Genomic DNA, 20,663 nt, shown 5'->3' with positions numbered 1-20,663 from the left:
AAGTTAAAAGGTTATGACGAGAATGAGGTCTGACGTTCTATCGCGTGTCGCCTGGCGACAATCGCAGCGGTGGTAAAACAGAATAGCGCGGACACGAGGCCGGTGCCTACCCAAAACAGCGACAGCGTACTGAAGTCATATAGCGTTTTGCCGTTTTCGATCATCGAGGTTTTATCGATGATGATGCCGGTGAGAAACTCGCCGAGTCCCGCCCCCGCGTAGCTGGCGATACCGATAGTGCCGAGCGCGGCGCCCGCGGCTTTACGCGATGAAATATCGACCGCGATCAGTCCGCCAAGGAAGCAGGTCAACGCTCCGATGGTGGCGCCGAAGATAATCATCGCCAGAATATCGGTGTAGTAGCCGTGCGGCGACCAGAGCATCAGCGCGAAGCCGGCGGTGTTGAGCAGGCTGATAAACCCGGCCATCACGCTGCGGTTACGCGGGAAAAAGCGGTCGGAGAGCATCCCGGCGATAATGGTTCCGGCAATACCCGCGATAGCGTTGACCCCGATAATCCCGGACGCTTCGAGAGTAGAGTAGGCTTTATCCTGTTCCAGAAAGAAGATCCCCCACGAGTTCACCGCGTAACGGTCGATATACATAAACGCCGAGGCCAGGGCCAGCGTCCACAGGGCCGGGTTACGCAGCGCCAGCAGCTGGTTTTTAAATACCGAGCCGCGGGCTTCCGTCTCCTCCTGCGGTTCATCGCGAATGACGTTGATGGGCGGGAAGCCGCAGCTTTGCGGCGAGTCACGCATAAACAACAGCATCAGCACCACCCCGGCGGCGCCGAGCGCGGCGGTCGACAGGTAGCCCATCTGCCAGCCGAATCCGGCAATCACCGCGGCGATCACCATATAGGTCATCGCTTCGCCGATGTTATGCGCCGTCGACCAGATCGCGTAAAAGGTGCCTCGTTCTTTACAGCCGTACCAGCGCGCCAGCGATACCACGCACGGGCCAACGCCCATCGACTGCGCCCAGCCGTTAATCCCCCAGAAGATTGCCAGCAGCATGGCGTTGCTGGTCATCCCCATCATCAGGTTCATTCCGGCGCTTAGCAGCAGCCCGAGGCTCATGTAGCGCACTACGTTGGCATGATCGGCAATAAAGCCGTTGACCAGCTTGCCGATGGCGTAGCTGAAAAATAGCGTTGAGCCGATCATGCCCAGCTCCGTTGGGGTTATGCCGAGTTCCACCAGCGCGCTTTTGGCGACGGTGAACGACAGCCGGCAAACGTAGAACGTGACGTACGCCAGGGTCATGGTAATAAAGGTTTGCCAGCGCACGCTGCGAAAGCGCCGCTCATCGAACTCTCCGCCCGCTTTGGGCGGCGAAGCGCGAAAAAATGCGATAATTCTTCCAGACATAATGGTATCTCCGAAGGTCGGAGGCCTGACTGATTAGTGTGGTTCGTCCGTGAGGTTTATCGTCGTTGTGTAGAGTACATAATCAGATAAAGCCTGACCCGATACGGTTAAGGTAATGGGTGACAAAGCATGTTTTTTAATTGTGGGTAGAGCGTCTTGCTGGCCAGCAGCAGCGGGTTGCCGTGACGAATCCCGTCGTTTGCCAGATAATCGTTGCTAAGGCCGCCCGCTTCGCGCATCAGCACCAGCCCCGGCAGCCCGTCCCAGGGGTTCATATGCGGTTCGTAGTAGCCGATAAGCCTGCCTGCCGCCGCCCAGGCGCTCATCAGCGCTCCGGAGCCGTTGCGGATAAACATCCCGCCGTCGCTCAGCAGCGCATCGAGGAAGGGCAGAAAGAGCGCAGGCGTCACGCGGTGCGAGGTGCCGACGCCCATCACTCCCTCTTTGACCGTCGCACCCGGATGCGGCGCGACAGGCGCATCGTTAAGCCATGCGCCCTGGCCTTTCATGGCGTGGAACAGCTCGCGATGGTTGGGGTCGTACACCACGCCGATAACCGGTTCCCCGTCGGCGACGATAGCCAGCGACAGGCACCAGGTATGCAGGCCGTTAAGAAAACAGCTGGTGCCGTCGATAGGATCGACAACCCACAGGACGCGGGCGTCCGGCATCTGCGTTCCGCTCTCTTCGCCGAGAAAGCCGTCCTGCGGGAAGGCGTCCATAATGCGCTGCTTCACAAACGCTTCGACCTGTTTATCGGCGACGCTGACCACGTCCTGCAGGTCATCGCCTTTATGATCCACCGCCAGCCGGTCGCGCTGCTGATAGAATTCGAACGCCAGTTCCGCGCCGGCCTGCGCCAGCTCGCAGGCCAGGCGGTAGCGGGCCTGCAGTTCATGTAATTCCAGTGATTTCATCGTAACTCCCTATTTTGCACACGTGTGCAATTTGCCTGAAAAAAACAGCCCCGAAGGGCAAAATGAGTGTGGATGGATTAAAAAAATTATTCTGTGATCGCTCCAGCATAAAATGAATTTTTCATTTTGCACTTTGACGAACGATCAGTTTCACCGGCACTTCACGATGGCGTGACGGCAGACTGAATTTGGCGATCCGCGTGACCAGCAGATCCACCGCATGGTGGGCGAGCAGGGCAGTATTTTGCTGCACGGTAGTCAGCTGATAGGGCTGCCAGTCCGCCTGCGGGATATCATCGAAGCCGATAATAGCGGGTAGCGAAGCGGCGGGGTTGTCTGCCCGCAGACCGTCCAGGGCGCCGAGCGCCAGCATATCGGTGGCGCAGAAGAGCGCCTGCAGCTGCGGATGCGCGGCAAGCAGCTGTCTGGCGGCGGCAAATCCCGCCTGATAGCCGCTGCTATCGCAGAAGTGCGCGGCGATCTCCATGCCCTGGCTATGGGCAACAAACGCTTCGTAGCGCTGGCGGGTGCTGAAGTTATCCAGACTTTCGCCGATAAACCCGGCCTGGCGCCACTGGCGCTGAGTACACAGGTCGGCGACCAGCTTCGCGCCCTGCGCGTTGTCGCTGCACACGCGATCGCAGCCGGCCAGGTCGGCGTGGCGGTTGATAAGGGTGACCGGGATTTTTCGCTCCAGATACTCCTCCGCCAGCGACAGCGGCGGCGCCCCGGAGGTAATAATGACGCCTGCGACGTGATAGCTCAGCAACTGTCTGAGCGACGGGGCGAGCTGCTGCGGATCGTCGGCGTTCATCAGCAGCGGCATAAAACCGTTGAGCGCCAACTGGTGGACCAGCGGCGACAGCAGCTTACTGCGGAACGGGTTATCAAATCCGGCGGTGACGATGCCGATAAAGTTGCTGCTGCCGGTGTTCATCGTGCGGGCGATAATATTCACCTGATAGCCCAGCGTTTCCGCCGCGGCGAGAACCTTCTGGCGGGTTTTTTCCGCCACCGACGCGCCGGGGGTAAAGGTGCGGGAAACTGCGGAACGGGAGACGCCAGCGAGCCGGGCAACGTCCTCTGCCTTAATCCATTTTTTTTCGCTCATAGTATCAGGGTACGGGTTGTCCTCAGTGAGCCCGCGCCGACGCAGGAGCCCATCGTCGGCACGGAAAAAGTAGTAAGAAGGTACCACATAAATCCTCCGGCGAGCAGCGGGTTGACGCGGCACAGGTACCGCGCCAACGTCAGGCTTATGCCGGATAGCGAATCTGCTCCGCCTGGCGCTGCAAAATGATTTTGCCGTGACGAATGGAGGTCAGCACTTTTGCCTGGCGGCGCAGCGCGTCATAGTCGTTTTCCGCATCGAGGATCAGCAGGTTCGCCGGGCGCCCTTCGGCAATACCGTAGTTATCGCCGAGACACAGCGTGCGGGCGCTGTTATCGGTAATCAGATCGAGGCAGCGCTGCAAATCTTCGTATCCCAGCATATGGCAGATATGCAGCCCGGCGTCGAGAATGCGCATGATGTTACCGTTGCCCAGCGGGTACCACGGGTCCTGAATGGAGTCCTGGGCGAAGCAGACGTTGATCCCGGCGCGGTCCAGCTCCGCCACCCGCGTCACGCCGCGGCGTTTCGGCCAACTGTCGAAGCGCCCCTGCAGGTGAATGCTTTCGGTCGGGCAGGAGATAAAGTTGATGCCCGACGCTTTGAGCAGGCGGAACAGCTTCGAGCAGTAGGCATTATCGTAAGAACCCATAGCGCAGGTATGGCTGGCGGTGACCTGCGCGCCCATGCCGCGCACCCGGGCCTCTTCCGCCAGCACCTCCAGAAAGCGCGACTGCGGATCGTCGGTTTCATCGCAATGCACGTCCACCAGGCAGCCGTGGCGCTGGGCCAGGTCCATCAGAAAAACCAGCGAGCTGACGCCCTTATCGCGGGTGTTTTCGTAGTGCGGGATACCGCCCACCACGTCGGCGCCCATTTCTATGGCGCGGGTCATCAGCTCGCGTCCGCCGGGGAAGGACTCAATGCCCTCCTGCGGGAAGGCGACGATCTGCAGATCGATAAGATGAGCCGCCTCCTTTTTCACCCTCAGCATTGCCTCAAGGGCGGTCAGGGAAGGGTCGGTAACATCAATGTGGGTACGCACGTGCTGCACGCCGTTGTCGCGCAGCATGCCGATGGTTTTCAGCGCCCGCTGGCGGGTATCTTCGACGGTGACGCTTGCTTTACGCTGGCTCCAGCGGGCGATGCCCTCAAACAGGGTACCGCTCATATTCCACTCCGGCTCGCCCGCCGTCAGGGTGGCATCGAGATGAATATGCGGCTCGACGAACGGCGGGATCGCCAGCTTTTGCTCTGCGTCGATATCGTCGGCGTCAGCCGTCTGCACGGCGGTCTGCGCGGTGATGCTCTTAAACAGACCGTCCTCTAGCTCAAGGGTATAAAGCGCTTCTTGCTGGCGCAGACGCGCGTTGATAATTTTCATGGTTGTTCCCGTAAATGGTTTTGCGACATACGCCAGATCGCCAGGGCGACCGAGGCGTTGAGATGAAATTGCGGATGGCTGACCGGATAGCGGGTCAGCTTTTCAATGCGTTGGATACGCTGATGCAGCGTGTTGCGGTGGATACCCAGCCGCTCGGCGGCCCGGACCACGTTGCCGCTCTCCTGAAGCAGCGTTTCCAGCGTCTCCATCAGCAGCCATGGACTTTTGCGATCGGGTTCGATCAGACAGCCGAGGGTATCGTGCATAAAATCGCTCAGTAGCCCTGGGTCGCCGACGGCGGAGAGCAGCTTGATAAAACCCAATTGCTGGTAGTCGCTGATGCGCTGGGCCGGACGCAGGCTATCGCTGAGGTCCAGCGCCTGACGGGCCTGCGACAGCGCGCGCTGATATTCCTGTAGCTGCTGCACCGGCGCCGAAAGGCCGCACAGCAGCGATAGCCCGTCGTCGCCCTCCGCCAGCGCATGCAGCCACGTCTGGAGCCACGTTTTCTGCTGATAAAACTCGCCCTCTTCATCCGGCAGCAGGAAGAGAAACATATTGCCGCGCTCGACCAGCGGAAAGGGATTGCCCTGCTGATTGAGCTGCTGCTGCAGGCGCTGGCGTACGGTGCGGCGGGCCTGCTGCAGCCAGGCCTCGGCCTGCTCCGGCGGAAACTGACGAAACAGGCGCTGGATACCTTCCAGCCGCAGCGCCGCGACCCGCAGCGGCCGGGTAAAGTCCAGCTGCTGGTGGAGCGCGCGCTGATGCAGAATTTGCAGGTCGGGAAAGTCGCCGGTTAACAGCTGCAGCAGAATATCGCGCTGCGATTGCAGGGCGTTTTCGCTGCGCACCAGCGCGGTACCGATGCGTTCGGTCACGATCACCATCTTCAGCAGATAGGGCTGTTCGATCAGCGGTATGCCCAGTTCATCGGCCAGCGCAATCAGGCGCGGCGGGATCGCCTGAATGTACGCATCGCCGGTGAGGATCACCATCCCGGCAATCCCGCGCTGCTTGCCCTCCATCAGCAAATGGATCAGGTTGTCTTCATCGCGGGGATGGTTGATCCCGGTGATGAACACCAGCTCCCCGCCCATAATCCATTCGGCGATATTTTCATTTTCCGCCACGTAGTACCAGCGCACCGCCAGCTGTAGCCCCTGCTTACCGGCGCGCAGGCGCATGGCGGAAAGCCCATCAAGGGCGAGGATTTCGCCCACCGTCAGACTCATGACTACTGTTCCACGACGGAATCAGCGGCGGGCTGGCGTTTGCTCAGACGAGTCAGCGCGATATAGACCAGCGCGGAAACGGTGATACCGACCAGCGGGGCGATCCACGGCGAGAGGTAGGCCACCACCGCGCCCACGGCGTAGGCGCTAAGCCCCAGCCAGTTAAAACGCGGCAAACGGGCGGTGTGCAGCAGCGGGTAGCGGCCGCCGCGATAAAACCAGTAGTCGGCGAGGATCACGCCGCCGATGGGGGGAATGATGCTGCCCAGCAGCACCAGGAAAGGAATCAGCATTTCATACATACCGCCAATGGCCAGCAGAATGCCGACTCCGGCGGCGACTACGGTCAGGGTGCGGCGACGCTCGCTGCGCAGCAGATGGCAGGCCGCCGCCGAGACGTTATAAATCGTCGGCCCCTGAATGGTCAGCAGATTGAGGCACAGCATCACCACCGCGGCGACCGACAGCCCCTGCAAAATCAGCACTTCCACGATATCAGCCTGCTGGTAAACGATGGCGCACCAGGCGCCGGCGATAATCATTAGCCCGTTGCCGATCAGGAAGCTACTCATGCTGGCGACGATGGCGGTACGGCTGGAGTTGGCCAGCCGCGTCCAGTTGGTCGCCTGGGTCGCGCCGCTGGCAAAGGTGCCGAATACCATGGTGATGGCCGCAGACCAGCTCATGGTTTCGCCGGGTCGGATTTGGGTCATCGCCTGCCAGCCGCCGGCGTGATGGGCGGCAAGGTACATCGACACCACCAGCAGAATAAACATCAGCGGCACCGATACGCGCGACAGCGCATCCAGCCCCTTGTAGCCCACCAGCGCGGTGACGCAGAACAGGATACCGAACAGGATCATCAGCGGAATCGTCAGCGCCTCAGGAAGGGCGAGGATTTTGACCAGCGAGATGGCGACCGTCGCCGTACCCCAGGCGTACCATCCCAGCTCGGCGAAACCGAGGATAAAATCGGCGAGCTTGCTGCCGATTTCCCCGAAGCAAAAACGCCCCATCAGCACGGTATTTAACCCGCTGCGCGCGGCAATCCAGCCGAGCGACGCGGCGTACAGAGCCAGCAGAAAGTTACCGATTACCGCAATCCACAGCAGGTTAACGATGGAGAAAGAGACGCCCAGCTTGCCGCCCGCGAACATGGTGCCGGTGAAAAAGGTAAAGCTGAACAGAACCATCGAGATGGAAAATACGCCCTTGCGCCCGGAAGCGGGCGCTTCGACGAGTGGAAAATCATTGCTGTTTGACATGGTGGAACCTCTGAGTGGCTATCCGAATAGCGATGGCTGATGGGTAGCAAGAGGTATGCCAAAAAAATCAAGGCAGGCATAACACAAGAGGGTGGGCAATCTGCACATAAAATCGTATTTCTCGGTCGTCGATTGCCATCAATCTGTGCACAGTGCCATGTTTTGCACCATCGCGGGGCGCGGGGGTTGGCTACGGTAGCCGCATAAATACCGGGCAGCGGCTGGCGCCTCATCCGCCCTGAAAGACCGTGCCGAATCGACAAATGATGTCAATTTTGCGCCTTTTCCCGCTGGAACGATTAGCCATCTTTTTAACACTCCGCAGCCGGTAATTTTGGCGTCATGAAAATGTGTAGTTGTATTGTTGTTAAAAATCGTAATTACATATGCATTTCTGATATAACCATTCTCAATGTAAGTCTTTCCTGAAATATTGTTCGCTTACGTCGGCGGTGTTAGTATCGGGTAAATAGCCATTTAGACGGCTAAATACAACATCGCTAAACTAAGGAACTGCTATGTGGCAAGAAAGACTCGCGCAACTGGTCACCACCTGTCATTGGATCGGTGCGAAAGGTTGGGCGCCCGCTACCGGCGGCAATATGTCGGTGCGTCAGGATGAGACCTGGTGCTGGCTGAGCGAGTCGGGGCGCGATAAAGGTAGCCTGACGACGGAGGATTTCCTGCAGGTGGAGATCGCCAGCAATAAAGCGCCTTCCGGGCGTAAACCCTCAGCTGAAACCGGCCTGCATACCCTGGTGTATCGCCTGTTCCCGGAAGCGAATGTCGTACTGCATGTGCATACCGTCAACGCGACCGTGCTGTCGCGGATTGAAAAAAGCGCCACCCTGGCGCTACAGGGTTATGAGATGCAGAAAACCCTGGCCGGCCAGCACAGCCATCTTGATACCGTGCCGGTCGCCATTTTTGATAACGACCAGGATATCGACGCCCTGGCGGCGCGCATTGAAGATTATGCGCAGACCCACCCGCTGCGCTACGGCTTCCTGCTGCGCGGCCACGGCCTGACCTGCTGGGGCAAAGATATTCCCGAAGCCCGTCGCCAGCTGGAAGGACTGGAGTTTCTTTTCGAATGCGAGCTGATGCGCCGCCGCTACGAGCGCGACTAAATTTCCCTCCATCAACGGGTCAGGCATGGATTTTTATCTCGGAATTGATATCGGCACTTCGCGCGTGAAGGCGGTGCTGTTTGATCAACATTTTCAGGCGTGCGCCAGCGCGGCGCAGAACACCGGCCCGCGCCTGTCGGCCAACGGTGAAGCCGAACAGGATATGGCCCAGCTGTGGCAGTCGGTGGTGGCGATTTTGCGCGATATCGCGCGGCATCCGGCGCTGCAAAACGGGCGTTTACGAGCCATTGGCCTCGCCGGGCAGGGGGAGGGTGTCTGGCTCTGCGACGCCGAGGGCGAACCGGTCGGGCCGGGTATCCTGTGGAGCGACACCCGCAGCCGGGAACTGATGAACGAACTCCTCAGCCGCCCCGGTTTTGACCGCCGTTTCTTTGACGATACCGGTACCCATCTTCAGCCCTGCAACACCAGCATGCAGCTGCGCTGGCTCAAGCATCATCAGCCGGAGCGGCTGGCGGCGGCCCGCTATCTGTTCTTCGCCAAGGATTGGATCCGCTTTCGCCTCACCGGCGTCGCGGCGCTGGATCTCACCGATGCCAGCACCTCTTTGCTGAATCAGCAGAGCGGGAAGCTATCCGCGGTGGTGCTCAACGAGATGGGGCTGGCAGATTTACAACCTCTGTTTCCGCCGCTGCTGGCGCCGGACGCGCAGGCTGGCGCGCTGCGTGAAGAGGTCGCGGCGCTGACCGGGCTTCCCGCTGCCACACCGGTAGCGGCCGGCGCGCTGGATGTCTGCAGCGCGGCGCTGGGCTGCGGCGCGGTCAATGATGGCGACATTTATACTATTCTCGGCACCACCTGCTGCACCGGCATCGTCTGTCACGGTCGCCAGACGGTCAATGAGGGGACGCGCTACGTTACCCACACCGAAGCGGGCAGCTTTATTAACCTTTTTCCGATGCAGGCCGGGACGCCGAACATCGACTGGCTCCAGCAGCAGATTTCGCTGGATCCGGATTTACAGCAGCTGGAACAGCATATCGCCAGCGTTGAACCGGGCAGCGGCGGCGTCTTCTGGCAGCCTTATCTCAACGGCGAACGCGCGCCGTTCTTCAGCCCCGAGGCGCGGGCAGGCTATTTCGGCATTAGCCAGCACACTACCCGCGCAGAGCTGCAGCGGGCGGTATTTGAAGGTCTGGCTTACGCTATCGTCGACTCGCTTCAGGGCTACCCGCAGGGCGGCGAACTGTACCTGACCGGCGGCGGCGCGGCTTCAGCGACCTGGTTGCAAATTATTGCCGACTGTACCGGCAGAACGGTGGTTTCCAGTACTTTCAACGAGCTTAGCGCGCGCGGTGCGGCGATTCTGGCGGCGCGCAGCGTTGATGCCCTCAGCCGCTATCCGGCGCTGGAGCAGACCCACTATCGGCCCCATCCGCAGGCGCACAGCCGCTACGTCGCGCTCTATCCGGTTTATCGCCTGCTGCGCGAACAGATGCTGCCGGTGTGGCACGCCCGCCGCGAGGCGCTTCAACGTATTTCTCAGGAACAACGCATATGAAAATTGTTTTTACCGCCGAACACGCCGGCGACCTCAGCGCTTTTCAGCAACTGGGCGAACTGCGGGTGGAAGGCTGGGCGCTGGGCAAGCCAAAGCTGAGCGCAGACCAATTGATCGAGCTGGCCCACGACGCCGAGGTGTTGGTGACCAGCTACGATGAGGTGACGGAAGCGGTGATCGCCGCCTGTCCGCGTCTGCAGGTGATCGCCTGCACGCGCGCCAATCCGGTGAACATCGATACCAAAGCCGCCCTGGCGCGCGGTATCCGCGTGCTCTATACGCCGGGGCGTAACGCGGACGCCGCCGCCGAGCTGACGCTGGGGCTGATGCTGAGCCTGGCGCGGCATATTCCGCAATCGCACGCGGCGCTGAAGCGCGGCGAATTCACCCACGCCGAAAACGCGGCGCAGGCCACCCAGAGCGGACTGCGCCGCGATGTGGTGTGGGACGTCAGTCCGCAAAGCCCTTACGAAGTGTTTAAAGGCAGCGAGCTGCGTAACAAAACCCTGGGGCTGATTGGCTACGGTAATATTGGCCGCCGCGTGGCGCGCATCGCTCGCGCCTTTGGCATGGCGGTGCTGGTGGTGGACCCGTTTGTCGCCGCCGAAGAGATTAACGAGCCGGGGCTGCAAAAAACGACCCTTGAGGGACTGTTCCGCGAGGCGGATATCGTAAGTCTGCATCTGAGCAGCGGCCCGCACAGCGATGGCCTGGTGAACGCGGCGTTGTTGAATAGCATGAAGCCGGGCGCGCTGCTGATTAATACCTCGCGCGCGGCGGTCGTGGATGAAGAGGCGCTGATTCATGCGCTGCGCCACGGCCCGCTGGGCGGCGCGGCGCTGGATGTCTACCATCGCGAGCCGCTGTGGCGCGATCATCCGTTTGTCACCGAGTTGAATAACGTCATTATCACCCCGCATATTGCCGGGGCGACGCGGGAGAGCATCGCTAAGCATACGGCGATGATTGCCGCCGACCTTCAGCGCTATGTCGCCGGCGAGCCGCTGCTCTATCAGTGGCGTTAACCGGCTTTTGCCGCCGCGCGATGCGGCGGCGAAGCTTGTTAACCGCGCCGGTTTGCCGCCATAAACTGCCGGGTATGCGGCCAGTCCACCACCCCGGCATCCGACCCCATCCCGGTCGCCACCAGCGCGGCGACGGCGGAAGCCACCTCGCATGCCTGTCTGACGCTTAGCCCGCGGGCCAGCGCGGCAATAAAGCCGCCGCAGTAGCTGTCGCCGCAGCCGGTGGTATCCACGGCATCGACCCGGTACGCCGGGATATGTTCAACGGCGCCGTTGCGGGTCAGCAGCCAGGAACCGTTCTCGCCGTCCTTCAAAATACAGGTCCCGACGCCAAGGGCAAAAAAGAAGCGGGCGATCGCTTCCGGCTGGGTCTCCCCGGAGAGATACGCCGCTTCTTCAAGGGAGGGCATAAAGTAGTCCACCGACGACAGCAGCGGGCGCAGCAGTTCCAGGGTATATTCATTGGGGGCAATCAAATCGAAGCTGGTGGTGACGCCGCGAGCCTTCGCCGCTTGCAGCAGAAGGGCGCTCTGCCCGCGATCCATCGCCGCCAGCAGGCCGGTGCCGCCGTGGTGCAGGAAGCGGCAGTCGAGGACGGCATCAAACTCCTCTTCGCGGATAAAAAGCGTATCGGAAGCGCCCCGGCAGTGTAGTGCCGGGCGCTCGCCGTTGGGGCGGATAGGGAGGATCGTCGCCGACGTTTCCTGCTGCGCGGTACGCTGGACCAGCGAACAGTCGATTCCCAGCCGCGCATAGCTGGCGAGTATAAAATCGGCCTTTTCATCTTCGCCGAGGCAGGCCACCGCGGCGGTACGAATGCCCAGCTTAGCGGCATTAATATTGGCTCCGGCGGCGGTTCCGGCGGGGTTCAGACGAATTTGTTCGATAAAGGCCACCCCGCCACGCGGCGGGATGTCGATCACCGGGCGACCGGCGATATCCAGAATAGTCAGGCCGACAAAGACGGCGTCAAAAGCTGCCATAGGTGCTCCGCTTAACGGTGGGTCTGGCGCAAACGCGCCTGCCAGAAGGAGAGGGCCAGCGCCACCACCAGGATTACGCCAACCAGCGCATCTTTCACCAGGTAGTTCAGCCCCATCAGGTTCAGGCCGTTATCAATAATGGCGAGGAACAGCACGCCGCCGAGGGTGCCGGCAATGCTGACCCGGCCCAGCCGGTTAAAGGCGGTGCCGATAAAGACCGCAGCGATGGCATCCATCAGGTAGGCCTGGCCGGCCAGCGGCGTAAACTGGCGCAGGTTGGCGGAGAGAATGACGCCGCCGACGGCGCACAGCGCGGAGGCCGCTACCAGCACCCACAGCATGGTCCGGCGGTCGCGGATCCCGGCGATACGCGCCGCTTCGCCGTTCTGACCGATAGCGCGCACGTACTTGCCGAACAGCGTGCGTTCGGTCAGCAGCCAGGCCGCCAACCACAGCGCCAGAACTATCACCACCGGCGTCGGAATTCCGGCGACGGTGCCGACGGCCAGATCGTGATACTCCGGCGCCATCCGGCGGTAGGAGATAGAGCCGCCGCCGTCGGTATAGATGCGCTCGGCGCTGCTGGCGATAAACCAGGTGCCGAGGGTGGCGAGGAACGGGCGAATCTGGCAGACAAGGATCAGGAAGGCGTTCAGCAGGCCGATAATCACCCCGCCGAGCAGCGCGCAGCCCACCGCCGCCTGCCACGGCAGGTGCCAGGTTTTCAGCGCCACCAGCGCAAAGGCGGCGCCGAAATCCAGCGCCACGCCGACGGAGAGGTCAATCGCTCCGGCGCTAACGATAAGGGTCATCGCCATCGCCACGATCAGCAGAATCGCGCTGCCCTGCAGCAAATTGGCCCAGTTGTCGAAGGTCAGAAATACCGGGTTCGCCCAGCCGAACAGGGCAATCGCCAGCAGGGTAATGATGCCGAACCCTGCCCGTGATAGCCACGCCAGCGGGCTGCTGCCGGTTTGTCCCGAAGAGGGGGTCTTGAGCGTCATCTGGCTCATCAGTTGCCTCCTTTATGTCTGACCGCTGACGCCGCCAGCACCACGAGGATCAGGCCGCCTTTGATCGCGCCCATCCAGAAAATATTTACTCCCAGCAGGCCGAGCCCGTTAGAGAGCGCGTTGACCAGCACCGCGCCGAGCAGCGCTCCCCAGATGGTGACCACGCGACGCCGCGAGAACGCCGCGCCGATAAAAGTGGCAAGGACGGTTTCCAGCAGCAGCGGCGTCGCCGTGCCGCTCGAGCTGCCTGAGCCCTGGCTGAGCAGCGGTAAAATCGCCAGACCGGCGGCGAGGCCCGCCAGCAGCCAGACGAGAAGGGTTAAACGGCGAATGTTGAGCCCGCTCATCTGCGCCATATCGCGGTTACCGCCCACCGCCTGTAAATGCTGGCCGAAGCGGGAGTGGTGGAGCAAAAGCTGAAACAGCGCGAAGACCGCCAGCAGATAGAGAAGCGGCCAGGGAATGCCAAAGAGAGCGTTATCGCGAAAGGCCACCATCAGCGGGTCGCTTACCGCGATGCGTCGCTGGCCGGTCAGCAGGTCGGTCAGGCCGGTGAAGGCTACCGAGGTCGACAGGGTCGCCAGCAGCGGCGGCAGGCCTGCCGCCAGCACCAGCACGGCGTTGACCGCGCCGCAGGCCAGGCTCACGGCGACCAGCAGCAGAATCAGCGCCAGGTAAGGGGTGTTCCACTCCGCCATACCGAGGCTGAGTAACGCGACGCCGAGCACCGCGATGGCGGGCAGCGACAGATCGATACCGCCGGAAACCACGTCATCGCCGCCGACGGCAATCACGCAGACCAGGCCGAAACAGAGGATCGCCAGCGGCACGCTCTGCACCAGCATCATGCTGATATTCTGCCAGCTTAAAAAGAAAGGCGACTGCAGGCTGAGCCAGACCAGCAGCGCAAAAAAGAGAATCAGGGGGAATTTTTCGATAAGCGTCGTGATGCCCGGAAGGGGGCGGCGCTGAATATCTGCACTCATACCTGTTGTTCCTGTCCACCGTTAATCGTCACCAGCAGCGCGTCCAGCGTCAGCCCCCGGGTCGGGAGATTGGCCACCAGCTCGCCGCGCCACATCACCAGGATGCGGTCGCAAAGGCCGAGCAGCTCCGGCGCATCGCTGGATGAGACCAGCACGCCGCGACCGCGATCCGCCAGCTCGCGGGTGCGCTGATAAATATCGCTGCGCGCGCCGATATCCACCCCGAGAGTGGGTTCATCAAGAATAAAAAGCCGCGCATTGGTGCCGAGCCAGCGGGCAAGTATCGCCTTTTGCTGGTTGCCGCCGCTCATAAAGCGCACCGGCAGCTCCGGACGGCCAGGGCGGATGGAGAGCTGCTCAATCCAGCTGCGCGCTTTTGCCAGCGCCCGGCCGCGATGCTCCCAGCCGAAAGTGGCGGTCTCCGCTAGCGAGGCCAGATTGATATTGTCGGCGGTGGAGAAGGGGAGAATCAGCCCCTGATGGCGGCGGTCGCGCGGCACCAGCGCCATCCCCGCTCGGGTGGCCTGATACGGCGTGCGCAGCCGCTTCGGCTGGCCGTCGATGCTTATTGTGCCGCTGCGCGCGCGGCGCAGCCCATAAAGCAGATCGACCAGTACGTCGCGCCCGGCGCCCAGCAGGCCGGCGACGCCGACGATCTCGCCCGGCTGAATATCAAAGGTAATATCATTCAGATGGACGCCGTCGCTGAGATGGCGAACCGAAAGAACCGGCGCGGCGGCATCTACCCGTTGAGCGCTGCTCTGGCGCGGGGTATAGAGCTGTTCGATGTCGCGACCGACCATCATTTTAATCAGCGCGTCGGTGTCCTGCAGCAGCGCCCGGTCGGGATAGCCAACGACCTCGCCGTTACGCAGTACCGTGCCGCGATCGCAGAGGGCGGCGATTTCGTTGAGGTAGTGGGAAATATAGAGAATGCCGATTCCCTGCTCCCGCAGGCGCAAAATCGCTGAGGAAACCAGGCTGGCCTCCTGCGCTTCCAGCGGCGCGGTGGGTTCATCAAAGACCACCAGCTTTGCCGCGCCGTCAATCAGCGCCCTGGCGATCTGCACCAGCTTGCGTTCGGCGAGGCTGAGGTCGCGAATCAGGCGGCGGGGATTGATGTCCAGCTGCCAGCTGTCGCGGAAAAACGCTTCGGCGGCGGCATTCATCCGCCGCCGGTCCAGCGCGCCCCAGCGGGTGCGGTACTCCTGGCCGAGAAACACCGATTCCGCCACCGTAAAGTGGGGGATCAGATTGAGCTCCTGGTGAATGACGCGGATACCCAGCGCTTCAATCGCCGCTGGATTGCCAAGCGGCAGCGGCGCGCCGTCAAGGGTGGCGCTGCCGCTATCGGCCTGGTAGACCCCGGCGAGGATTTTTATCAGCGTCGATTTTCCCGCGCCGTTTTCGCCAATCAGACCGTGAATTTCACCGGGATTCAGAAGCAGCGTGACCGCATTTAATGCAGTCACGTTGGCAAAGCTTTTGCCGATCTGGTTCATCGCCAGACCAGCGGCGGGATTCGCCCCGCCGGAGGATTGAGTGATCACTGCAGTTCGCCATATCCCAGCTGTTTGTAGACCGCTTTCGCCTCCTGCGGGCCTTTCACCGGGACCACCGGGATAAAGGTTTGCAGCGGCAGCTTCTGTTTTTCGAAGTAGCGAGCGACGTTATCGGCTGAAGTCTGGCCGATCAGGTGCGGCTGCTGGGCGACGTTGGCGACAAGCGGGCTACCCGGCTCGGCCATGATCTCCAGCGTCTCCGGGCCAGCATCAATAGCGGTAACCTTGACGTCTTTATCGCGGCCGGTCTCTTCCAGCGCCTGGACAATACCGATAGCCGGCTGATCCCAGCAGGCAACGTGAATCGCATCGAGTTTGCCTTTCGGATACTGGCTCAGCAGTTCGAGGGTTTTCTTCCGCGCATCTTCCGGCGAGTTGGCGAACTGTTCGGCCAGCTCTGGCTGAATAATATGAATATCCGGGTAATCCTTAAGGACATATTTCCACTGGTCGTAACGAATCCCGCAAATACGCAGGGAACTGGAGAATGCGTTAAATACCGCCACGTTGCCTTTGCCGCCCAGTTCATCGGCCATATAGCGACCAATGGTTGACCCCAGCGTGTAGTTATCGGAGGTGGTGTTATTGACCGAGTATTTTGAGACATGGTCAACGGTAAATACCGGGATGCCGGCATCGCGCAGCGCTTTAAATTTAGGCTCAACGGAACTGTCGCCCAGAATGCTAATTACCGCATCAACTTTACGCGACAGTAAAATATCGTGGTTATTAGCATGAACCTGGTTATCGCGTCCGCCGTCGACGCCGATCGCTTTACCGCCCAGTTTCTCAACCTCTTCGCTGGCGCCTTTATAGGCTTCACGATCCCAGAAGTGCTGCGTGCCGACGACGGCAATACCGATGGTTTTTCCCTGAAGCGATAAAGCCTCTGCTGCCAGAGCGTTAACGGAGGCAAGCGAGAGCAGGCCCAGCGCGATGGGCAATAATTTCTTTTTCTGCGACATTCTTATTATGGTCCTGTAATGGAGGTGGTTGTGCGGAGCAGTAGCATGACAACAACAACTACACAACCTCAAATACAAAATATGTCTAAGTTATATCAACAATGTTATATCGCAGATTTGCCTGAGGAAAACGTAAATTTGTTATCTGTAACCTGAAAATATTTCATGATGCAGCTTAATCCCTTTTTATTTTGTGGGCTTAATTTGCTTGCAACTCTTATTTATTCAAATAAAGATTGCTGCTTAATTAAAATTATTCTGTCGCTGTAATATATCGCATCCCGGAATAGCGTAGAACTATTCTGCGTGGAAAATCCTTTCTCAGCAGCAGATTGTATGGTGATACGTATTTTATTCCCAGGATTCGCACGCTTTATTATAGCGGCCGTTAGCAGGTGAGAAAAAACCGCATGAGAAAACAACATAATCTGACCGTAATGCACTGGGGAACCTGGCGGGTACAGGCCGGTGACGGCAAAATTGAGGCGGTGACGCCGGTGCCCTGGGATAAAAATCCCTCGCGCATTGGTCAGTCGCTCCCCGATGCGGTCACCAGCAAGACGCGCATTCGGCGTCCGGCGGTACGCGCCGGCTACCTGCAAAATGGCCCGGCTTCCCGCGACGGGCGCGGTAAAGAGCCGTTTGTTGAGGTGAGCTGGGAAGTGGCGCTCGATCTGCTGGCCCGCGAGCTGCAGTCGGTTAAAGCGCGCTGCGGCAATGAGGCGATTTTCGGCGGTTCCTATGGCTGGGCCAGCGCCGGCCGTTTTCACCACGCGCAAAGCCAGCTGCACCGTTTCCTCAAATGCTTTGGCGGTTATACCGCCAGCACTAATACCTACAGCAGCGCGGCGGGGGAGCGTATCCTGCCGCATATTCTCGGGCCGCTGAGCCCGCTGCACCGTCAGCATACCCATTTTTCCGAGCTGGCGCGGGAGTGCCAGCTGTTCGTCGCATTCGGCGGCCTGCCGCTGCGTAATGCGCAGGTCAACGGCGGCGGCGCCAACGACCATATGCTGAAATACTGGCTGGAAAAGATGCAGGCGCAGGGGACACGCTTTATCAATATTAGCCCGGTGCGCAACGATCTGAGCGCCGTGGAGAGCGCCGAGTGGCTCGCCGTCCGTCCCGGAACCGATACCGCGCTGCTGCTGGCGCTGTGCTACGTGCTGATTAATGAATCCCTCTACGACAGCGGTTTTATCGCCAGCCATACCGTAGGTTTCGCACCTTATCGCGCCTACCTGATGGGGGAGAGCGATGGCGTCGCAAAAACGCCGGAGTGGGCGGCGGCGATAACCGGTATTGACGCGCAGCGGATTGTCGCGCTGGCGCGTGAGATGGCCAGCCAGCGTACGATGGTCAATATCTCCTGGTCGATTCAGCGGGCGCGCCAGGGCGAGCAGGCCTACTGGGCGACGGTGGCGCTCACCGCGCTGCTGGGGCAAATCGGTACGCCGGGCGGCGGGCTGGGATTTGGCTATGCCTGCACCAATCTGGCGGGGGCGGGGCGTAAGGCCTTTTCCGGGCCGCGCCTTCCCGCCGGGGAGAACGCGGTGAACCAGGTGATTCCGGTGGCGCGCCTCTCCGATATGCTGCTGCATCCGGGCGAAGCGTATGAGTTTGACGGCCAGCATCTGCGCTATCCCGACATCCGCCTCGTCTACTGGGCCGGCGGCAACGCGTTTCATCATCATCAGGATATTAACCGCCTGTGCGAAGCCTGGCGGCGACCAGAAACGGTGGTGGTGCACGAACAGTACTGGACCGCGCAGGCTAAATTTTCCGATATCGTCCTGCCGGTCACCACGTCGCTGGAGCGGGAAGATATTGGCAGCGGCGGTCACGACGGTTTTATGATCGCCATGAGCGCACAGATCCCGCCGGTGGGCGACGCGCGTGATGATTACGCCATCTTTTGCGATCTTGCCGAACGGCTGGGCTGCGGCGAACGTTTTAGCGAGGGGCGCGATGCCGGGCAGTGGCTGAGGGAGATTTACGAAGCCTCGCGACCGCGCGCGCAGGAAGAGGGGATTACGCTGCCGTCATTTGAGGCGTTCTGGCAGCAGGGAGTGCTGGAGTACAGCGCGCCTGAGCAGCCGCAGGTTTTTCTGGCGGATTTTCGCGCCGACCCGCAGCGCTATCCGCTCTCTACGCCTTCCGGCAAGATTGAGCTCTTTTCAGAAACCATTGCCGGCTTTGGCTATCGCGAGTGCCCGGGCCATCCGTGGTGGGATGAGCAGGAAGCGGCCTGGCAGCGGCAGGAAGCTGCGCGCTGGCCGCTGCATCTGCTCTCCAGCCAGCCGCGCACCCGCCTGCACAGCCAGTACGATCACGGAAGCGTCAGCCGGGCGACGAAAATTCAGGGACGCGAGCCGCTGTGGATGCATCCGCAGGATGCACAGGCGCGGGACATCAGCGAAGGCAGCGTGGTCAAGGTCTTTAACGCGCGCGGAGCGATTCTCGCCGGCGTGCATCTCAGCGAGCAGATTTTGCCGGGAGTGGTGCAGATGTCGACCGGGGCCTGGTACGATCCGCTGGACCCGAATGAAAAAGGCTCGCTGGATAAGCACGGCAATCCCAACGTGTTAACCGAGGATCGCGGCAGCTCGCGCCTGGGGCAGGGCTGTAGCGCTCAAAGCTGCTGGGTGGAGATCGAACCGTGGCGGGACGCGCTGCCGCCGGTGACCGCTTTCGATCCGCCGAGGTTTATTGAGGGTTAGGCGCCCGGTAATTCCCGGCTTACGGAATCGAAGCCCTCCGCGGGCGGGTAGCCCGGACAGATGCGCAGCATCGCCTCCGGGAAATTCAGCCACGCTGCGTTCTGCTCCCGGGGGGCGGCGCAGGGCGCCTGCCCGGGCTACATGTTCACAGTTGTCTGCAGATCGGTAGCCCGGATAAGGCGCGTTACGCCAGCCGCGGGTAGGCGCTGGCAATATCGTCGCCGGTAAACCGGGCAATCCAGCCTTCCGGATTATCGAAGATACGGATGGCGGTGAAGTTGGGTTCCGAGCCCATATCAAACCAGTGCGGCGTGTGCGCCGGGACCGAAATCAGGTCGTTCTTTTCACACAGAACCTGGAACACCTCGTCGCCAATATGCAGGCAAAACAGACCGGCGCCCTCGACGAAGAAACGCACTTCGTCTTCTCCGTGGGTATGCTCATTGAGAAACTTCTCCCGCAGCGCCTCTTTCTGCGGATTATCGGCGCGCAGGCTAATCACATCCCAGCTCTGATAGCCCTTTTCTGCAACCAGCTTATCAATCGCGTGCTGATAGGCGGCAATGACAGCTTCAGACGTTGGCGCCGCGCCTAAATCGCGGTCGGCCTGCCAGCGCTCAAAACGCACGCCTTTAGCGTTGAGCTGCTGCTGGATCTCTTCGGCGTTAGTACTGTGCCAGAGAGAGTTTTGCGGGTCGTTTACGGAAAATATGGTTAATGCGCTCATGCTGGGATCTGCTCCGGGTGAATATCGTCGAAACGCTGAACCTGCGGATGATGGCTGGCCGGGTCGCGGTCGCCGCGTACCAGCTGCAGGGTACGGAAACCGGCCTCTTCAGCGGCATCCAGCTCCTGATGGATATCGGACAAAAACAGGATGGCGGCAGGAGGCTGTCCCAGTTGTTCAGCAATATTGCGGTAGGACTGTACTTCACGCTTGGCCCCTACCAGGGTGTCAAAATAGCCGTTGAACAGATGAGTAATATCACCTTCATCGCTGTAGCCAAATAACAATTTCTGCGCAGCGACAGAGCCTGAGGAATATACATATAAATCAATACCCTGTGACTTCCATTTTTCCAGTGCCGGCAAAACGTCCGGATAGAGATGGCCGGTGAAGTCGCCGTTGACGTAGCCTTCGCGCCAGATAATCCCCTGGAGCGCCTTGAGGGCGGTGGATTTGCGGTCTTCATCCATAAACGTGAACAGGGTAGCAATAAGCTGTTCGGCGCCAGCCGCCGGCTGGGCGATCTCCTGGCGCAGGTTATCGAGAATGGTCTTGACCGGCTCGCCAAACTGCTGAGCGGTCACAAAACCGGCCAGACGTTCGCGGGCGTACGGGAACAGGACGTTGTGGACGAAGCGTATGTCGCTGGTGGTGCCTTCAATATCGGTCACGATAGCGCGGATCATGAGTTCTCCAGAGTGAGCGGTGGGTCGTGCTGACGGTGGCGTTGTGTTGAGAGCTGTTATTA

Annotated in this window: 17 protein-coding genes; 4 read left to right on the top strand and 13 right to left on the bottom strand. The window is 60.6% G+C overall.

Annotated elements, in window-relative coordinates; all coding sequences use genetic code 11:
* Positions 1-11: 11 nt before the first annotated feature.
* The 6 genes from IAE27_RS11095 to codB all read right to left on the bottom strand — a co-directional run bounded on the left by IAE27_RS11095 (position 12) and on the right by codB (position 7,282).
* On the bottom strand, positions 12-1,373 hold the full coding sequence (locus tag IAE27_RS11095) for an MFS transporter (RefSeq protein WP_004100101.1): 1,362 nt from the start codon (positions 1,371-1,373) through the stop codon (positions 12-14).
* A gap of 107 nt (positions 1,374-1,480) precedes the next feature.
* Positions 1,481-2,290, bottom strand: coding sequence for an inositol monophosphatase family protein (locus IAE27_RS11090; protein ID WP_154022730.1), 810 nt, complete (start codon positions 2,288-2,290; stop codon positions 1,481-1,483).
* A 121-nt stretch (positions 2,291-2,411) separates the two neighbouring features.
* Positions 2,412-3,401, bottom strand: a complete 990-nt coding sequence (locus tag IAE27_RS11085) for a LacI family DNA-binding transcriptional regulator (protein ID WP_024273902.1) — start codon at positions 3,399-3,401, stop codon at positions 2,412-2,414.
* A 145-nt stretch (positions 3,402-3,546) separates the two neighbouring features.
* A complete protein-coding gene (codA, locus tag IAE27_RS11080; protein ID WP_004100106.1) occupies positions 3,547-4,785 on the bottom strand; it encodes a cytosine deaminase in 1,239 nt (412 codons plus the stop codon).
* Positions 4,782-6,017, bottom strand: a complete 1,236-nt coding sequence (locus tag IAE27_RS11075) for a PucR family transcriptional regulator (protein ID WP_004100108.1) — start codon at positions 6,015-6,017, stop codon at positions 4,782-4,784. The genes codA and IAE27_RS11075 overlap by 4 nt, the downstream gene beginning before the upstream one ends.
* A gap of 2 nt (positions 6,018-6,019) precedes the next feature.
* The gene (codB, locus tag IAE27_RS11070) at positions 6,020-7,282 is read right to left on the bottom strand and encodes a cytosine permease (RefSeq protein ID WP_070557458.1); all 1,263 of its coding nucleotides are present in this window, start codon (positions 7,280-7,282) and stop codon (positions 6,020-6,022) included.
* A gap of 518 nt (positions 7,283-7,800) precedes the next feature.
* On the opposite strand from codB, the gene IAE27_RS11065 reads away from it, so the two are divergent.
* The 3 genes from IAE27_RS11065 to IAE27_RS11055 are packed head-to-tail and all read left to right on the top strand — an operon-like array spanning position 7,801 to position 10,959.
* Positions 7,801-8,412, top strand: coding sequence for a methylthioribulose 1-phosphate dehydratase (locus tag IAE27_RS11065; protein ID WP_004111298.1), 612 nt, complete (start codon positions 7,801-7,803; stop codon positions 8,410-8,412).
* Between the two features lie 25 nt (positions 8,413-8,437).
* Positions 8,438-9,934, top strand: coding sequence for an FGGY-family carbohydrate kinase (locus IAE27_RS11060; protein ID WP_070557459.1), 1,497 nt, complete (start codon positions 8,438-8,440; stop codon positions 9,932-9,934).
* Entirely contained in the window at positions 9,931-10,959 is a 1,029-nt protein-coding gene (locus tag IAE27_RS11055) for a 2-hydroxyacid dehydrogenase (RefSeq protein WP_004100117.1), read from the top strand. The genes IAE27_RS11060 and IAE27_RS11055 overlap by 4 nt, the downstream gene beginning before the upstream one ends.
* Positions 10,960-10,997: 38 nt before the next feature.
* Here the strand turns inward: IAE27_RS11055 and IAE27_RS11050 are convergent, their stop codons facing one another.
* Genes IAE27_RS11050 through IAE27_RS11030 form a run of 5 tightly spaced genes read right to left on the bottom strand, consistent with a single transcriptional unit; the run spans position 10,998 to position 16,468 of the window.
* Positions 10,998-11,942 carry a carbohydrate kinase family protein gene (locus tag IAE27_RS11050; protein ID WP_200092416.1) on the bottom strand — a complete coding sequence of 315 codons (945 nt, stop codon included), beginning with the start codon at positions 11,940-11,942 and terminating at the stop codon, positions 10,998-11,000.
* Between the two features lie 11 nt (positions 11,943-11,953).
* The gene (locus IAE27_RS11045; RefSeq protein WP_200092414.1) at positions 11,954-12,955 is read right to left on the bottom strand and encodes an ABC transporter permease; all 1,002 of its coding nucleotides are present in this window, start codon (positions 12,953-12,955) and stop codon (positions 11,954-11,956) included.
* Entirely contained in the window at positions 12,955-13,941 is a 987-nt protein-coding gene (locus IAE27_RS11040; RefSeq protein WP_135800766.1) for an ABC transporter permease, read from the bottom strand. Before IAE27_RS11040 ends, IAE27_RS11045 begins: the two co-directional genes overlap by 1 nt.
* A complete protein-coding gene (locus IAE27_RS11035) occupies positions 13,938-15,443 on the bottom strand; it encodes a sugar ABC transporter ATP-binding protein (protein ID WP_187326135.1) in 1,506 nt (501 codons plus the stop codon). Before IAE27_RS11035 ends, IAE27_RS11040 begins: the two co-directional genes overlap by 4 nt.
* Before the next feature lie 44 nt (positions 15,444-15,487).
* Positions 15,488-16,468 carry a sugar ABC transporter substrate-binding protein gene (locus IAE27_RS11030; RefSeq protein WP_004111301.1) on the bottom strand — a complete coding sequence of 327 codons (981 nt, stop codon included), beginning with the start codon at positions 16,466-16,468 and terminating at the stop codon, positions 15,488-15,490.
* A gap of 410 nt (positions 16,469-16,878) precedes the next feature.
* On the opposite strand from IAE27_RS11030, the gene IAE27_RS11025 reads away from it, so the two are divergent.
* Positions 16,879-19,188, top strand: coding sequence for a molybdopterin-dependent oxidoreductase (locus tag IAE27_RS11025; RefSeq protein WP_154022727.1), 2,310 nt, complete (start codon positions 16,879-16,881; stop codon positions 19,186-19,188).
* Positions 19,189-19,372: 184 nt separating this feature from the next.
* Here the strand turns inward: IAE27_RS11025 and IAE27_RS11020 are convergent, their stop codons facing one another.
* Together IAE27_RS11020 and mtnC are read right to left on the bottom strand one after the other, a co-directional pair.
* The gene (locus tag IAE27_RS11020; protein ID WP_004111302.1) at positions 19,373-19,915 is read right to left on the bottom strand and encodes a 1,2-dihydroxy-3-keto-5-methylthiopentene dioxygenase; all 543 of its coding nucleotides are present in this window, start codon (positions 19,913-19,915) and stop codon (positions 19,373-19,375) included.
* Positions 19,912-20,601 carry an acireductone synthase gene (gene mtnC / locus IAE27_RS11015; protein WP_004100131.1) on the bottom strand — a complete coding sequence of 230 codons (690 nt, stop codon included), beginning with the start codon at positions 20,599-20,601 and terminating at the stop codon, positions 19,912-19,914. The genes IAE27_RS11020 and mtnC overlap by 4 nt, the downstream gene beginning before the upstream one ends.
* Between the last annotated feature and the right edge of the window lie 62 nt (positions 20,602-20,663).

The organism is Klebsiella sp. S69 (assembly GCF_016516145.1).
GTDB classification, from domain to species: Bacteria; Pseudomonadota; Gammaproteobacteria; order Enterobacterales; family Enterobacteriaceae; genus Klebsiella; species Klebsiella oxytoca.
Note: the sequence above shows the minus strand (reverse complement) of the source record. Positions and strands in the feature narration are given on the sequence as shown.